This is a genomic window from Wansuia hejianensis, assembly GCF_014337215.1.
Lineage (GTDB): Bacteria > Bacillota > Clostridia > Lachnospirales > Lachnospiraceae > Scatomonas > Scatomonas hejianensis.
In genome coordinates this window covers 3,920,104-3,936,600 of record NZ_CP060635.1, presented here as the reverse complement: position 1 = coordinate 3,936,600, position 16,497 = coordinate 3,920,104, and the positions used below count along the sequence as shown (strand labels likewise).

Sequence of the window (16,497 nt, the reverse complement as noted above, 5' to 3'; positions counted from 1 at the left end):
CCTATATAATCATTGAAATCACGGTAATCGTCACAATCGACAAAATAGTACTCAATACGATTCCTCTGGAAAGCGTCTCCGTCTCCAGGCCATGCTGTTTTGCTACCATCAGCGGCATGTTCGCCGAAGGCATGGCCAGCATGAGCGCCACCGCATTGATCATCAGACCTCCGCCGAGGAACTGTTTCAGGATCAGGCAGAAAACCGCCGGAAGGGCCAGCATACGTGCCAGCACAAACAACAGCAGCCTTACGCTGCTGAATATCTTCCGAAGAGGTATCTGAGCCAGTGAAACGCCCAGCACTGTCATGGACAGAAACGTAGTTGCTTTTCCCATAGTGGTAATACTGCCTTCTATTACAGCCGGAAATCGGAGCCTGAACCAAAAAAACACCAGAGCCAGAAGCCCGGACACAGTACCGATGTTGATAAATGTCTTCCAGGTCACCTTCTGCCTTTCGCCATCTGAAAGAAGTATCCTCGTCCCATGGGTGTAAAACAAAAGGGTAAATGCGATATTAAAAACTGTCACATAAATTAACGCCTGTGTCCCCAGAACTGCCGAAATCAGCGGTATGCCGATAAACCCTGTGTTAGCATAAACCACCATCATGTTATAATATTTCTGCTCTCTTCCCGGAATACGGTAGAGCTTGGGCAGCAGCCACCCCAGCAGCACAAGAACTGCATAGATAATTGCGGTAACCAGAATCATAATGATTACATTCTGACGGGTCACCGACACATTTTCTTCAAATACACTGCTCAGAATCATTGCCGGATTCGTCACATTAACTACCAGAAAAGACAAAAGTTTTGACCCTGAATCCGTGACCAGACCCTTTTTGCTAAGTCCGTACCCGACGGCAATCAAAATAAAAATAACCAGCATCTGCTGGAATACGATGACTGTACTCATTTTAATCTCCCTAGAATCCAGAGTTTCCGCAATACATACACCTGTGGATATATCATACACGATTATTTAAAAAATGTAAAGATTCTCTCTCGGCCGGGGCGCGCACTAAGAGCCGCTCCGGCCGGAAAGTATCTTATTTCTCAAGACATCACTCTGCTCTTCTAAGTTTTATAACCGTAATCACAACCTCTCCCTCAGTTCCAACAGTACCGCTGTTAAAGCTCAGAGAAAACCGCGTTGCAGCCGGCACATTGATGATGAATGCCTTAGCCCCGGCAGCAGATGTTTTAGCCGTTCCTGTCATAAAATATATCCCATACTCCAGATGCGCCGCACCACTATAATACGGCGAAATCTGCATAAAGCTGGCATCATTCAGCAGGGCGGAGACATGATAGGATATGAAATAAAATCCCGGCTCCAAGCTGATATGGCTGTAATCCGGCTGAGAAATCTGCCCTGTGGGATCCGAGACGGCCGTAGAAAACTGAATCAGATCAGTGTTTCCAAAACGGGCCATATAATTGACAAAAGAAGCGAATACCTCATCCGGCACCATTCCATCCGCTCCTCTTGGAACCGTAAAGTCCAGACGAACGCCCTGAGGGATTTCAAATGCTTCTACCTTAGCAGGCGTACCCGGCTCCCCAGTGATAGTCGTCCCCACCGCCACCACCGGCAGCGGCCCTGTTGCACCCGTCACTCCTGTGGTCCCTGTCGGACCGGGCATTCCTGTTGGCCCCGCCACTCCTGTGGCACCCGTGGTTCCAGTCGCTCCCGTTGGCCCCGTCACTCCTGTGACACCCATAGCTCCAGCCGCCCCTGTAGCTCCCGTCACTCCTGTGGCCCCTGTCGGGCCGGGCATCCCTGTGGCTCCCGTCACTCCATCTGCACCTGTTGGGCCGGGCATCCCCATAGGCCCTGTGGCTCCCGTCGGTCCAGCCATCCCCATGGCCCCTGTGTCTCCTGCAGGTCCCCTCTCACCCGCCGGGCCAGGTATACCCTGAATGCCCGGAATCCCCTGGGGGCCTGTAGGGCCGGGGGGACCAGCGAAACCTTGAACGCCTGCAGGCCCTGTATTTCCTGCAGGTCCTGTTGGGCCCGTTGCCCCTGGGGCACCAGGTATGCCCTGGATTCCCTGAATTCCCTGTGGGCCCGTCGGGCCGGGCATTCCGGCCGGGCCAGGCGGACCAGCAGGCCCAGTTGGACCGGTCGCTCCCGTAGGGCCTGTATTCCCTTGAGACCCTGCCGGACCGGTATTTCCCGGAAGACCTGCCGGGCCTGTCGGCCCTGTGTTCCCCGGGGGACCTGAAGGGCCCGTATTCCCTTGAGGCCCTGCCGGACCGGTGGGGCCTGTGGGACCGGGGGGACATGGCGGCAGACAAGGCGGTTTTGGACAGCAGCCGCGTCTGCAGGACTGTTCTTTCAATTCATCCCGCCGGTCAGATTCATTGATAAAATATGACATAAGATACCTCAAAATACTTTTCATTTCTTTATCATATGCTGCCGGCTATAAAAAGCTTAACCGCTCCCAATCTTTACATATGCTTACGGCCCTGCCCTGACGGGAGGGAGAACGGCGTACGCTGTTTCTCCACCCCGCCAGAGGCACTCTTTTCAGATATGTCGGAATATACTTTTCCAAACAACTCATTTCTATCACATTATAAAAAGGCCCGGTAAACTCCGGGCCCTGGCCATATCTGTCATTCTAAACCTGCACCTACAAATTATCTGTCAATCCTCAAATACCTCTTTCATTTTATCCATAAAACCCTTTTTCTTCTTACCGGATTTCTCCTGCCGGCTCTCTTCCTTCTCATCATACGGACGATTGCCACAGGCTGCGTCAAATTTTCTAAGAGCCGCCTTTGCCTCTTCACTAAGTTTGGTAGGGACCTGAACGACCAGTGTTACATACTGATCGCCCCGGACGCTCTTATTTCTCAGCGAAGGCACACCCTTGCCTTTCAGACGGATGCGGGTGTCTGTCTGGGTTCCGGGCTTCACCGTATAGAGAACATCTCCATCCACAGTGCTGATCCGGACGTCTCCGCCCAAGGCTGCCTGGGCATAAGTGATGGGAGCCGTAGAGAAAATATTGACGCCGTCTCTCTGGAAAATCGGGTGACGGGCAACAGATACTTCTACCAGCAGGTCGCCTCTGGGACCACCATTGCGTCCCGGCTCTCCTTTATCACGTATCCGAATGCTCTGTCCGTCATCGATACCCGCCGGCACTGTCACCTTAATTTTCTTCTTGCTGGATGTAAAGCCCGTGCCACGGCATGCGGTACATTTCTCTTTGATAATCTTCCCAGTCCCTGCGCAGTCAGGGCACGGCTGAACATTCCGGATCATGCCGAACATAGACTGCTGTGTATACGTAACCTGGCCTTCTCCATGGCAGTTCGGACAGGTCTCCGGTGAAGTCCCTGGCTTCGCTCCATTACCGCCGCAGGCAGAGCATGTTTCTTTGAGTGTCAGTTCCAGCTCTTTCTCGCAGCCGAATACCGCTTCCTCAAAAGTAATATGAATCACAGCCCTGAGGTTCGCCCCTCTCTGTGGGCCGTTATTTGCACGTCTGGAACGGCCGCCGCCAAACAGATCGCCAAAAATATCTCCAAAAATGTCTCCCATATCGGCACCGTTGAAATCGAAGCCTCCAAAACCTCCGAAGCCACCGGCTCCTCCGGCTCCCCCTTCAAAAGCCGCATGGCCGAACTGGTCATACTGCTTTCTCTTTTCCGGATCACTCAGGACTGAGTATGCCTCTGTGGCTTCTTTAAACTTGGCCTCGGCCTCCTGGTCGCCCGGATTCATGTCCGGATGATATTTTTTTGCCAGCTTCCGGTACGCTCTTTTCAGCGTTGCATCATCTGCCCCCTTATCAACTCCAAGGACTTCATAATAATCTCTCTTTTCAGCCATATTTTTCCACCTCTACAGTACAACAAGGCTGTTGGCAGACAGCGCCATTCCCATGGCACCGCCCTCAACAACCCCGTTATTATATTATGAAAGTTCCGGACGGCAGCCGGGCTAAGGGCATGCTTACATGCGCCGAAGCACGGATATCGGACGGACGAGGAAGTATAAACAAGCAGGCCGCTTGCCCGGATTGTATTGCTGCGTGCGGTCGGCACGCGGTTAACAACAACCGGAGCGGAGCTCAGACATACTTCCGGCGACTGCACAGGCTGCAAAGCAGCGGAGCAATCGGCTTTCGTGACCAGGTATGGCACCGTCTGGCGCCATACCCGTTACTGCCTTTCCTGATAAGTCAACTTATTATACTTCCTTGTAATCAGCATCAACCACATCGTCATCGCTGCCGCCTGCCGCGCTGCCGGCACCCGCTCCTGCATCCGGTCCCGGACCTGCCTGGCCGCCCTGGTTCTGCTGCATATTTTCATACATCTTCGTGAACAGGCTCTGTGCGCTCTGCATCAGCTTTTCTTTTGCAGCCTTGATATCAACAACCTGTGCATCGGTGATCGTATCAATTGGTGCTTTCTCAAGCAGCTCTTTCAACGCGTTCAGATCCGCTTCCACAGCAGTCTTGTCATTGGCGGAAACTTTATCTCCCGCCTCTTCCAGTGCTTTTTCAACCTGGAAGACTGCAGCATCTGCGTCATTTCTGGCGTCAATTGCTTCTTTACGTTTCTTGTCCTGAGCTTCAAACTCAGCCGCTTCTTTTACAGCCTTGTTGATTTCTTCATCCGACATATTGGAACCCGCAGTAATAGTGATATGCTGCTCTTTTCCTGTACCCAGGTCCTTTGCAGATACATTTACAATACCGTTGGCATCGATATCAAAGGTAACTTCAATCTGCGGAACTCCACGTCTTGCAGGCGGGATTCCATCCAGACGGAACTGGCCGAGGGACTTGTTGTCCTTCGCAAACTGACGCTCACCCTGTACCACATTGATATCTACGGCTGTCTGATTATCTGCCGCCGTTGAGAAGATCTGGCTCTTCTTAGTCGGAATGGTCGTATTACGCTCAATCAGATGTGTTGCAACTCCTCCCATAGTCTCAATGGAAAGTGTCAGCGGGGTAACATCCAGAAGCAGGATGTCGCCTGCGCCTGAATCTCCGGCCAGCTTGCCGCCCTGTACGGATGCACCAAGTGCGACACACTCATCCGGATTCAGGCTCTTGCTGGGCTCATGCCCGGTCAGCTGTTTCACTTTTTCCTGTACGGCAGGAGTACGGGTGGAACCACCCACCAGCAATACCTTGCTCAGCTCGGAGGCGTTCAATCCGGCATCGCTCAGAGCCTTTTTAACCGGCTCCGCAGTCAGTTCTACCAGATCATGAGTCAGCTCGTCAAATTTTGCTTTCGTCAGATTCATGTCAAAATGCTTCGGTCCATCCGCGGTAGCGGTGATGAAGGGAAGGTTAATATTCGTTGTGGAAGCGCTGGAGAGCTCTTTCTTAGCTTTTTCAGCAGCTTCTTTGATTCTCTGCATGGCCATCTTGTCACCGGACAGGTCTACGCCTTCCATCTTCTTAAACTCAGATACCATGTAATCAACAATCTTCTGATCGAAGTCATCACCACCCAGCCTGTTATTGCCGGCTGTTGCCAGAACTTCGATGACTCCGTCGCCGATCTCAATGATTGATACATCAAAGGTACCGCCGCCCAGGTCATATACCATGATCTTCTGCTCTTTCTCATTATCCAGACCGTATGCCAGAGCTGCAGCCGTCGGCTCATTGATGATACGTTTTACTTCCAGCCCGGCGATCTTTCCTGCATCCTTTGTAGCCTGACGCTGTGCGTCATTGAAATATGCCGGAACAGTAATTACTGCTTCTGTCACCTTCTCGCCCAGATAATTCTCTGCATCACTTTTCAGTTTCTGCAGAATCATGGCTGAAATCTCCTGGGGTGAATATTTCTTACCGTCAATATCCACCTTATAGTCTGTTCCCATATGCCTCTTGATCGAAGATATTGTCTTGTCAGCGTTGGTTACCGCCTGACGTTTTGCCGGTTCGCCCACCAGACGCTCACCTGTCTTAGTAAAAGCCACTACAGACGGCGTCGTTCTGCTGCCTTCCGCATTAGCGATAACAGTGGGTTTTCCACCTTCCATAACAGCTACACAGCTGTTTGTAGTTCCTAAATCAATACCAATTATTTTACTCATGGCTGTTTCTCCTCCTAATCATATTTGATTTCTATTCTAATTTTATAATTTGCCATTCATTTCCGCAGTGTATGTGCCGTTTAATTGGCTACCTTCACCATACTGTGGCGTACCACGGAATCCTTATACTTGTACCCCTTCTGGAATTCTTCAACGATCACATTCTCGCCGGATTCCTCATCCTCCACATGCATCACAGCATTGTGGATATTGGGGTCAAATTCTTTTCCCACGCTCTCGATCACGGTGACGCCCAGATCAGCCAGCATTGTGGTAAGCTGTTTGTAAATCTTGTTCATACCGTCCGCAAACGGGTCTTCCAGATCAGCTCCGGCCAGTCCCCGCTCAAAATTATCCACCACGGGAAGCAGCTTTTCAATGACGTCTTTAGCTCCGATCATGTACATGCTCGCCTTCTCTTTATCCGTGCGCTTTCTATAATTGTCAAACTCTGCCATCTGCCGGGTCAGGCGGTCGGTAAGCTCTTCTATTTTTTCGTCTTTTTTGTCCTTCTTTTCTTTTTTCTTTCCAAAGAATTTTTTTTCTTTAGATTCCTGTTTTGCAGCCGTTTCAGAATCCTTAGCTCCGTCCGAATCCCCGGGCTCCTCCGCTGCCCCGTTCCTCTCTCCGGCTTCGCCTTCATCAACCTCCGGGCTGCCGCTTTCGGCCTGGCCGCAAGCTTCTTCTCCGGTATTTACGGTTTTCTTTTCCTCTTCTAATTCTGCGTCTGTCTTATTCTTTTCTGTATCCGACACGATTTATCTCCACCTTTCCGGCGCGTCTGTGGTTTCCGGTTGTATTCTGCGGAAACACGCCTTTCTACGTATCTGTCTTGCTATCTTTTCTGAATATGGAATCTAATTGAGTCTTTAAAGTCTTCAGATTATCCACAACATTTTCGTAATCCATTCTCTTGGGTCCAATGATTCCGATTGTCCCTTTCATCCCTTCTCCCAGATCGTAGCTGGCCGTCACTACGGAGCAGTCCTTCATCGTCTGGATCGGCGATTCATTCCCTATATATACCTGAATGCCGGTTCCGGGATTCCCACCCTCTTCTGAACTGTTATCCATAAGCATCTCCACCAGTTCACGCTTTTCTTCAAAAGCAGAAATCAATTCGCTGGCCTTACTGGAATCCGCCAGTTCAGGGTATTTAAAGATATTCGTGGCTCCGCTGGTATAAACCGGCATATCTTCCTCATTAACCTGTATCGCTTCAGCTACTGCGTCTACGACGCTGCTGATCACCGCGCTGTGAATGCCCGCCTGCTGCTTCATCCGCTGGATCATATTGAGATTGATCTCGCCGATGGTCAGGCCGTTCAACTGGGTATTCAGCAATAAATTCAGCTTCAGGATCTGTTCCCCGTCAATGGGCTCTTCCAGATCGATCATCTGATTCTTCACCAGATTGCCCTCCGCTACTATTACGGCAAGTATCTGATCCTCGTTAACTTTGGAAAGCTGAATAAATTTAAGCCGGGTCCGATGATAGGCCGGACCTGTGATCATCGTGGCGTAATTCGTATTAGATGCCAGGACCTTCACCACCTGCTTTAGCACCTTCTCCAGCCGGTCAGTCTTTTCAATCATGAGTTCTTTTATATCTGAGACTTCCTGATCTTTTTGCCGGATCAGCTCATCTACATATAAACGATAACCTTTATCTGAAGGAATGCGGCCGGCGGAAGTGTGGGGCTGCAGAATGTAACCCATCTCTTCCAGGTCCGACATCTCATTCCGAATTGTGGCGGAGCTCAAGTTCAAGTCTGTGTACTTTGAAATCGTCCGGGAACCTACCGGTTCTCCTGTCGCCAGATAGGTCTGAATGATTGCAGTAAGTATAGTCTTCTTCCTTCCATCCAGTTCCATACCTGTTCAGCTCCTCTCTTAATTCTGATAATGGCTTTAGCCATCGGATCTGTTTGGCTTGTTAGCACTCATTAAACTAGAGTGCTAATATCTATGTTTTTAAGATAGCACTCCACAATCTGTTTGTCAACACTTTTTACAAGAAATTATGTGTTTTTTTGTTGAAATTATTTTAAAGCTTTTCTGAATGCCCTCACAGATTTTATGGATCTATTACTGCCTGGCTCTGGCTATACTACGATAAAAAGGCCGCCCCGACAGCTTCTAAGCTGTTTGGCAGCCTTAATCACTTTTAATAAAAGTTTTTGCTCAATGCCCCAGCATGTTTTCAATAAAAACACCGTAACCGCTGGTGGCGTCTGAGATAAACACGTGGGTAACGGCTCCTATGAGCCGTCCGTTCTGCAAAATAGGGCTGCCTGACATTCCCTGGACAATTCCTCCGGTCTTATCCAGCAATTCCTGGTCAGTAACCTTAATTGTGAAGCATTTGTTGGTATCCTGCTGATTCCAGTCAATCTGCGTCACCTCAATGCCATATTCCTGTACGGTGCCGTCCACACAGCATAAAATGGTTGCAGGCCCTATTTCAATCTCCTGCTTACGGCCAATTTCCACAGAACGCAGCGGCAGGCTGGCTTCACCTTCTTCCGACAGCGTTCCATAGATGCCGACTTTTGAATTATCATTGATCTCTCCGATCAGCTCTTCCGGATAGTAGTGTATGACACCCTGCAGCTCTCCCGGACTTCCATCCTGGCCTTTTACTACAGATAAGATGTCTGCCTGATAAAGTTCACCACTTCCTACCTTCAAGATCTCACCCACATCCACATCACTGATCCCATGGCCGAGAGCGCCAAAGGTATTATCTTCTTCCACATAAGTCAGGGTACCTATGCCCTGGATATTATCCCTGACCCAAATGCCCAGCTTATAGGAACCGTCGTTGGCCTGTACCGGACTCAGCTTCAGATCAACCGTTTCTCCCTGACGCATGACTTCCAGAACCATAGATTCACCCTGACTTTCAGCCACCCGTTCAATCAGCTGGCTTTTATTATTTAATGTCTCTCCGTCCACTTTCTGAATATAATCACCCGGCTTTACGATATTGTCCGCGGGCATTGCCATCTGTCCATCCATGGTTTTTATTTCACCTGCATCAATGATCAGTACGCCTTCTGTTTCCATATATATGCCCACGGGAGCACCGCACACCTGTACGACCGGCCGGTCAGTCTCTTCGACCTTCACGGTCTTTAATGGAATCGTACCAAGTATACTGCATTTTACTTGATAAGAATTCCTGCTGAAAACCTCCATATCATCAGAAAATGTGATAAGCGGGTTGTCCGTTATATGATCCAGCTTGTTTTCGTCGCCGTTTGTCACGTATATTTTGTCCGGTACGGATTTCTCAAGATACCAGTATCCGTATATTCCACTGCCCAGCAACGCCAGCGCTAGTACAATCAACAGGAAACGCCGGTATCTGCGTTTCTTCTCTGCCACTGCTCTCACATCCTTCCTGGACTTAAAAAGGATATGCATGTGAGCGCACATCCTTTTTCAAATCCAGTTGTAGTATGTGATTATTCTGTCCGTTTCAAACGGGAAGTTTTTTGAACCTGAGCCAATTCTTTCATTTCTCTTGCGCTGTCGTATACCGTCTTCGTTATCTCCGCGCCGCCCAGTATCCTTGCCAGTTCCTGGACAGATTCACTTTCCGACAGCCTGCGGATCCTGGTCAAAGTTTCCATATGTTCCACCTGCTTGGCTATTTCAAAATGCACATCGGCCATCGCCGCTATTTGCGCGAGATGCGTGATACATAGCACCTGGTGGCCTTTTCCAATTCTGGCCATTTTTTCCGATACCTTTTGAGCCGTCCGTCCGCTGATCCCAGTATCTATTTCATCAAAAATCAGAGTCTCCGTATTATCCTTGTCTGCCAGCAGCGTTTTAATGGCCAGCATAATGCGTGATAATTCCCCGCCTGATACAACTTTTGCCAGAGGTTTAACGGGCTCTCCGGGATTTGTCGAAATCATGAATTCTATCTCATCAAATCCGTTCTTGTTATAATGATCTGTTCTGCTGAAACTGATTTCGAAGGACACATCCAGAAAATTCAGCTCCTGCAATCCAATTATGATCTGCTTTGACAGTTCTCTGCTATATTCTTTCCGTTTTGCAGATAAATTATGTGATGCAAGCTCCAGCCTTTTCACAGCTTCTTCGTATCTGTCAGATAAAAGCTCCCTGCGGGCTTCAAAGTTCTGAAGTTGTTCCAGCCGCCGCTTCTGACGCTCCTGATAATCGATAACGTCCGCTATTGTCTTACCATATTTTGATTTTAAATGATTGAGCTGGTCTAACCGTTTTTCTGTTTCATAAAATTCTTCCTCAGAAAATGTAAAATCTGACAGATACGCGGACACATCCCGGTTAAAATCATTCAGCAGCCCGTCAATATCGGTCAGGGCGGAAACCAGCCCTTCCAGCTCTTCATCAAAGGAGGCGACGCCCGATAGCTCTTTCAAGGCCCTTCCGGTCATCTCTCCCGCCCCGGCCTCATAACCGGTAAGCTGATAAGCCTGGTTCAGCGCCTCCGCAATCTTCCGGCTGTTAGACATTTTCCGGTATCTGCGCTCCAGTTCCTCTTCCTCTGCCGGGTCCAGCGCGGCTTCGTCGATCTCCTGAATCTCAAATTCTAAAAAGGAAATTTCTCTGGCGCGCTCTTCTTCATTCATCTGATACGCTTCCAGCTCTTTCTGGAGCTTCTTATAATCGGTAAATTTCTCCGCCGTCTCTTCCAGAAGCGGGCCAATGGTATCTCTCCCATATGCGTCCAGGATCTCCAGCTGCCGGTCCTGATACAACAGGGACTGATGTTCATGCTGGCCGTGTATGTCAAGCAGCAGTGAGGCAATTTTCTTAATCTGTGACACTGTACAGGTCTCGCCGTTCATCCGGCTGATACTGCGTCCGTCCTGTATCTTGCGGGTGATAATCAGCTGGCCATCCTCTGTCTCCACATCCATGGCCTTCAGGCTGCTCAGGATCTGTGGATTCTCAATCTGGAATACCAGCTCTACCAGGCAGGAGGAAGCCCCCTCCCGAACCACCTCCCGGGTCATCTTTTTGCCCAGGGCCAGATTGATGGAACCGATCAGTATGGATTTACCGGCGCCGGTTTCACCGGTCAGTATATTCAGGCCCGGCCCGAAAGCCACCTCTGCTTCATCGATCAGGGCCAGATTTTTCACATGAAGATTCGTTAACATGACATTCCCTCTTTTGCAGTCCGGATCTTAAAATGTATCCAGCATCTTTTTCAGCTTCTCCATCACGCGCAGTGCCTCTTCCGGGCTTCTGACCGCGCACATGATTGTATTGTCTCCCGCGATACAGCCCACGATCTCGCCCCAGTTCAGCTCATCCAGAGCAGCTGCAGCCGCCATTGCCATTCCGGAAACAGTCTTAATCACCAGAATATTACCTGCTACATCCATGGACAGAAATGCATCCTTCAGGACTCTCACATATTTTCCCGACATCTCCTGGTCCTGGTTCTGCATGACAGCGTAATGGACACCCCCGTTTTCCGACTGGACCTTCGTCAGCTTCAATTCACGGATATCCCGCGAAACTGTCGCCTGGGTCACCGAAAATCCACTCTCGTTGAGTTTTGCGGCCAGCTCCTCCTGTGTCTCGATATCATATTGGTGAATCAGCTTTATGATCTGTGCATGTCTTGCTATTTTCATCTGAATACTCCTCCGGCGGCCGGTTACACATTGCTCATTTTTCTGCTCAGGGTTTCCAGAAAGCTGCTGTTGTGTATCTTCACAATCAACGTATCTTTCCGGGATCTGCTGATCTCTATCCGGTCTCCCGTGAGCATCGGCACCCTGGTATCCCCGTCAAAATAGGCAACCGCCTCTTCTATTTTCTCATCCCTTCCAGGACCGATCTCTATTGTAATCTCATTCTCCGGCGGAAGCACCACACTCCTGCTCCCCAGGGTATGAGGCGCCAGCGGCGTCATGAGAAACAGAGCTGCCGCGGGTGATATGATCGGCCCCCCAGCCGACAAGCTGTAACCTGTGGAGCCCGTCGGCGTTGCGATGATTATGCCGTCCGCGTGATACGTATTCAGACGCGCATGGTTCACATAGGTATTCAGCTCTATAACTCTCAATCCATTCTCACGGCTGATCACAATGTCGTTCAGGGCAATATCCCGATCCAGCTTTTCTTCTCCCCGGTACACGCTCCCGTACAGCATCATCCGCTGTTCAATCTCATAATTCCCCTCCATCAGATGATCCAGCGCCGGGTAAATCGACTGACGGTCAATCTCGGCCAGATAGCCCAGCGTCCCCAGATTAATCCCAAACAGCGGGATCTGGCGGTCGACCACATCCCTGGCTGCCTGAAGCAGCGTCCCATCGCCCCCCAAAACTATGATGCAGTCCACCTCCGGAGGTATCATGGACAGATCCGTACAACGGCTGTCTCTTTCCTGACCGTTCAGAAAATCTTCCCGCAGAAAACACTGCTTCCCATGGCCGCGGATATAGTCTGCGATCTGGCCAGTGACCGAAAGGTCTTTATCTTTTATTCTGTTGGTAATTATATAGAAGCTTTTCATCATCCGGTGTTCCTTTCACTTACAGGTCTTAATCCAGCGCACCATGAGCCTTCTCCACCACACAGCTTATCTGTTCCGTCCAGCCTCCAAGCGCATCGGTCACTCCCTCTCCAGCCGTTTCCGGACTGTTCTTCAGATGCAGGAGATATTCTATATTTCCCTCAGGCCCCTTGATCGGCGAAAACTCCAGATGAAGCAGCTCAAACCCGTTTTCCTGCGCATAAGCGGCCACCCGGGAGATGACTTCCCTATGTACGGCCGGATCACGGACAACGCCCTTCTTTCCCACCTTTTCACGGCCTGCTTCAAACTGAGGTTTGATCAGGCAGACAATCTCCCCGTTCTGATCCATGAGCGCTTTCACAGCCGGCAGAACCTTCGTCAGTGAAATAAAAGATACATCAATGGAGACAAAGGACGGCTGCTCCTGTATATCCTCCGGGGTCACATAACGGATATTGGTACGTTCCATGCAGATGACCCGCTCATCGTTCCGAAGCCCCCAGTCCAGCTGTCCATGTCCCACATCCACAGAGTATACTTTAGACGCACCGTTCTGAAGCATACAGTCTGTAAAACCGCCCGTCGAACTGCCCACATCCATACAGACACGTCCGGCCAGCACCAGGCCAAATTGCTTCACAGCCTTTTCCAGCTTCAGTCCGCCGCGGCTGACGTAGGGGATGGGATTCTCCTTAACCGTAATCGTCACCTTCTCCGCAAAGGCAGTCCCCGGCTTATCTTCTCTCTGCCCGTCCACCAGAACCTCGCCGGCCATAATCACCGCCTTTGCCTTTTCTCTTGAAGGTGCCAGCCCGCGCTGCACCATCATGACATCCAACCGTTCCTTCATTTCCTGTTCTCCTGTCTCTCCCGCAGCTTGTCGATCCGCTCCAGAATTGAATCTGCATCCAGTCCCGTCTGCTTTCTCTGCCAGTCCACACTGCCATGACCAATAAAACAGTCCGGCACGGCGGCTATGCATACAGACACATCTAACCCCGCTTCTCCGCAGAAAGCCAATACCTGTTGTCCAAAACCGCCGCTTTCCACATTTTCTTCCATAGTAACGAATACCGGGTGGTTTTCAGCCAGCTTTTTCAGTAAGTCTCTGTCAAAAGGCTTCACAAAACGCATATTAACCAGTGTCGCGGAAACGCCCCTTTCCTGCAGACGGTCTGCAACTTCTTCTGCTATTTTCACCATATTGCCTACTGCCAGCAGTGCGATCTGGCTTCCCTCACGGATCACCTCGGCCTTGCCGGCTTCGATGGGTGCCCGGAATTCCTCCAGTCCGGTGTACGCTTCCCCCCGCGGGTAACGCAGGGCGACAGGCCCCTGACAGTGAACGGCAAATTTCATCATATCTGAAAGTTCCCATTTATTTTTGGGCGCCATGATGGTCATGTCCGGCATCATGGACAGATAAGACAGGTCAAAGCAGCCCTGGTGTGTCTTTCCGTCGGAGCCTACAAGCCCCGCCCGGTCAATGGCGAAGATCACGTGAAGCTTCTGCATGCAGACATCGTGCAGAAGCTGGTCATAGCCCCTCTGTAAAAATGAAGAATAGACCGCAAAAACAGGAATCAGCCCTCCCAGAGCCAGGCCCGCCGCGAAAGTCACCGCATGGCCTTCGGCAATTCCCACGTCAAAAAAGCGGCGCGGGAACATATTTGCAAACCGTTTCAGCCCGGTCCCCTCGGACATAGAAGCTGTCACCGCTACCACATCCGGCTCCCGGTCGCCCATCTTGCGCATGACTGTGGAAAAAATATCTGTGTAAGTGGGGTTGGACCGTTTTACAGGCAGTCCAGTCTCTATTTCAAAAGCAGAAGTACCGTGAAAACGGGCCGGATGTCTCATGGCGGGCGCGTAGCCTCTCCCTTTTTCAGTAACCACGTGAACCAGCACCGGCCCTTCAAACCGTTTGGCCTCAGCCAGCACCTTCGTCAGCTGCCTGATATTGTGTCCGTTTACAGGCCCCAGATAGGTCAGGCCCATATTCTCAAATAACATCCCGGGGATCACCATCTGCTTAATACTGCTCTTCGTCTTCCGGAGGGCGTTCACAAGCTCCGGCCCTATGCCCGGAATCTTTTCCAAGGCAGAGGAAACACCCATCTTGAACCCCGTATAGGCAGAAGAGGTCCGTAACCCGCCCAGATAATCAGAAATCCCTCCCACGTTTTTGGATATGGACATTTCATTGTCATTCAGAACAATTACAAAATTTGTTTTCAGTTCTGCCGCGTTATTCATGGCCTCATAGGCCAACCCGCCGGTCAAAGCCCCGTCCCCGATGACGGAAACCACCGAATATTTCTTATTTTTCAGTTCTCTGGCCTTTACATATCCCAGCCCTGCGGATATGGAGGTAGAACTGTGCCCGGTGTCAAAGCTGTCGCAGGCCGACTCTTCCCGCCTGGGGAATCCGCTGATGCCGCCTTCCTTCCGCAGGCCGTCAAACTGCTCCTTCCGGCCTGTCAGTATCTTGTGCGTATAAGCCTGATGTCCCACATCCCAGATAATCTTATCTTTTGGCAGGTTATAGACCCTGTGAAGAGCGATCGTCAGCTCTACGACGCCCAGATTAGAGGCCAGATGCCCCCCTGTACAGCTCAGAGACCGTATCAGAAATTCTCTGATCTCTTCCGCCAGCTCCGGCAGCCGTTCTTCCGGTATCTTCTTGATATCATTCGGTTTCACAATTTTTTCCAACATTCTGATCAGTCCTTACTTCTTACGAAATGCCAGATATAAAAGCAGCTGGCTCAAAAATCCCTTCTCGCCCGGCAGCGTTTCCAGCAGACGCACCGCGTCTTCAGTCAGGCTCTGCACCTTCCGGGCCGCCTCTTCAGCTCCCAGCAGGGTGACGTACGTGGTCTTGTGGTTTTTCTCATCAGAAAATACTGGTTTCCCCAATTCTTCCATGGTACTAGTGACGTCCAGGATATCATCCTGAATCTGGAACGCCAGTCCCACCTTGGTTCCAATCTGCTCCATACAGGATACTTCTCCCTTTCCCGCTCCCCCAAGGACAGCGCCGATCATCAGCGGGGCCTCCAGAAGTGCCGCTGTTTTATTGAGATAAATATAATCCAGCAGCTCCTTGTCAAGGGCTTGTATGTCATTCTTTTCATTTTCCACATCTACGCTCTGGCCACCCAGCATTCCGTATATCCCGGTCTTTTCAGCCAATATCTTCATGGCCTGGATGGTCCTGCCGGTATCGTCCGGATAAAAAAACGCCTGCATCGCCGTCTCATATGCATAATTCAACAACGCATCCCCGCTCAGGACTCCCATGGCTTCCCCATAGACCGCGTGGGTCGTCTTCCTCCCCCTGCGGTACAGATCGTTGTCAATGGCCGGAAGGTCATCGTGGATCAGCGACTGGGTATGGATCATCTCAATGGCGGCCATAAACGGCTCAATCACAGCCTTGGTTCCCCCGAACATCTGATAGCTCTCAAACATTAGAATCGGGCGGACCCTTTTGCCGCCCGCCGTCATGCTGTAATTCATCGCCTCAATTATTTTCTTCGGAAAGCCTTTAGGTTCCGGCAGATAACTGGTAATTACCTCATCCGCCTTTCTGATTTTCTTCTGCAATTCTTCCTCAAAATTCACTGTATTCACCACTCTTATTCACCTGGAGCATCTTCTTCTCCACGGTATCTATTTTATCATTGCATTTTTTCAACAGCTCCATGCCTTCTTTGTAGATCTGGAAGGATTCTTCCAGAGGGATTCCTCTCGTCTCCAGCCTTTCTACCATTCCATCCAGCCGGACAAAAGCTTCCTCCAGCGTCATTTCCTCTTCTTCCGTTCTGGCTCTCTCTTCCATATACGCCTCCCGTTCTAATTCCTGCAT

14 protein-coding genes are annotated in these 16,497 nt (G+C 50.5%); all 14 read right to left on the bottom strand.

All coding sequences use genetic code 11. The features are described 5' to 3' along the window. Position 1: 1 nt before the first annotated feature. The 14 genes from H9Q79_RS18170 to xseB all read right to left on the bottom strand — a co-directional run bounded on the left by H9Q79_RS18170 (position 2) and on the right by xseB (position 16,497). Positions 2 to 919 (bottom strand): AEC family transporter, encoded by a 918-nt coding sequence (locus H9Q79_RS18170; RefSeq protein ID WP_118645773.1) that lies wholly within the window; start codon positions 917 to 919, stop codon positions 2 to 4. A 148-nt stretch (positions 920 to 1,067) separates the two neighbouring features. Continuing rightward, positions 1,068 to 2,387 (bottom strand): collagen-like domain-containing protein, encoded by a 1,320-nt coding sequence (locus H9Q79_RS18740; protein WP_456341162.1) that lies wholly within the window; start codon positions 2,385 to 2,387, stop codon positions 1,068 to 1,070. 272 nt (positions 2,388 to 2,659) lie between these two features. Next, on the bottom strand, positions 2,660 to 3,853 hold the full coding sequence (dnaJ, locus tag H9Q79_RS18160; RefSeq protein ID WP_118645779.1) for a molecular chaperone DnaJ: 1,194 nt from the start codon (positions 3,851 to 3,853) through the stop codon (positions 2,660 to 2,662). 360 nt (positions 3,854 to 4,213) lie between these two features. Beyond that, entirely contained in the window at positions 4,214 to 6,088 is a 1,875-nt protein-coding gene (gene dnaK / locus H9Q79_RS18155) for a molecular chaperone DnaK (RefSeq protein ID WP_249328901.1), read from the bottom strand. A gap of 80 nt (positions 6,089 to 6,168) precedes the next feature. Beyond that, positions 6,169 to 6,843, bottom strand: coding sequence for a nucleotide exchange factor GrpE (gene grpE, locus H9Q79_RS18150; RefSeq protein ID WP_118645783.1), 675 nt, complete (start codon positions 6,841 to 6,843; stop codon positions 6,169 to 6,171). Between the two features lie 64 nt (positions 6,844 to 6,907). Next, on the bottom strand, positions 6,908 to 7,963 hold the full coding sequence (gene hrcA, locus H9Q79_RS18145; protein ID WP_249328900.1) for a heat-inducible transcriptional repressor HrcA: 1,056 nt from the start codon (positions 7,961 to 7,963) through the stop codon (positions 6,908 to 6,910). Between the two features lie 309 nt (positions 7,964 to 8,272). Beyond that, positions 8,273 to 9,478, bottom strand: coding sequence for a SpoIVB peptidase (gene spoIVB, locus H9Q79_RS18140; protein WP_249328899.1), 1,206 nt, complete (start codon positions 9,476 to 9,478; stop codon positions 8,273 to 8,275). A gap of 80 nt (positions 9,479 to 9,558) precedes the next feature. Next, positions 9,559 to 11,253 carry a DNA repair protein RecN gene (gene recN, locus H9Q79_RS18135; protein WP_249328898.1) on the bottom strand — a complete coding sequence of 565 codons (1,695 nt, stop codon included), beginning with the start codon at positions 11,251 to 11,253 and terminating at the stop codon, positions 9,559 to 9,561. Positions 11,254 to 11,280: 27 nt separating this feature from the next. After that, positions 11,281 to 11,736, bottom strand: coding sequence for an arginine repressor (locus H9Q79_RS18130; RefSeq protein WP_118645789.1), 456 nt, complete (start codon positions 11,734 to 11,736; stop codon positions 11,281 to 11,283). A gap of 23 nt (positions 11,737 to 11,759) precedes the next feature. Next, complete coding sequence (locus H9Q79_RS18125) at positions 11,760 to 12,626, bottom strand: NAD(+)/NADH kinase (protein ID WP_330596867.1); 867 nt, start codon at positions 12,624 to 12,626, stop codon at positions 11,760 to 11,762. A gap of 25 nt (positions 12,627 to 12,651) precedes the next feature. Continuing rightward, complete coding sequence (locus tag H9Q79_RS18120) at positions 12,652 to 13,476, bottom strand: TlyA family RNA methyltransferase (protein WP_249328897.1); 825 nt, start codon at positions 13,474 to 13,476, stop codon at positions 12,652 to 12,654. Then, the gene (gene dxs, locus H9Q79_RS18115; RefSeq protein ID WP_249328896.1) at positions 13,473 to 15,344 is read right to left on the bottom strand and encodes a 1-deoxy-D-xylulose-5-phosphate synthase; all 1,872 of its coding nucleotides are present in this window, start codon (positions 15,342 to 15,344) and stop codon (positions 13,473 to 13,475) included. Before dxs ends, H9Q79_RS18120 begins: the two co-directional genes overlap by 4 nt. Before the next feature lie 12 nt (positions 15,345 to 15,356). Then, positions 15,357 to 16,253: a polyprenyl synthetase family protein gene (locus H9Q79_RS18110; protein ID WP_249329745.1), complete on the bottom strand. Its 897-nt coding sequence runs from the start codon at positions 16,251 to 16,253 to the stop codon at positions 15,357 to 15,359. Continuing rightward, positions 16,243 to 16,497, bottom strand: coding sequence for an exodeoxyribonuclease VII small subunit (gene xseB, locus H9Q79_RS18105; RefSeq protein WP_249328895.1), 255 nt, complete (start codon positions 16,495 to 16,497; stop codon positions 16,243 to 16,245). The genes H9Q79_RS18110 and xseB overlap by 11 nt, the downstream gene beginning before the upstream one ends.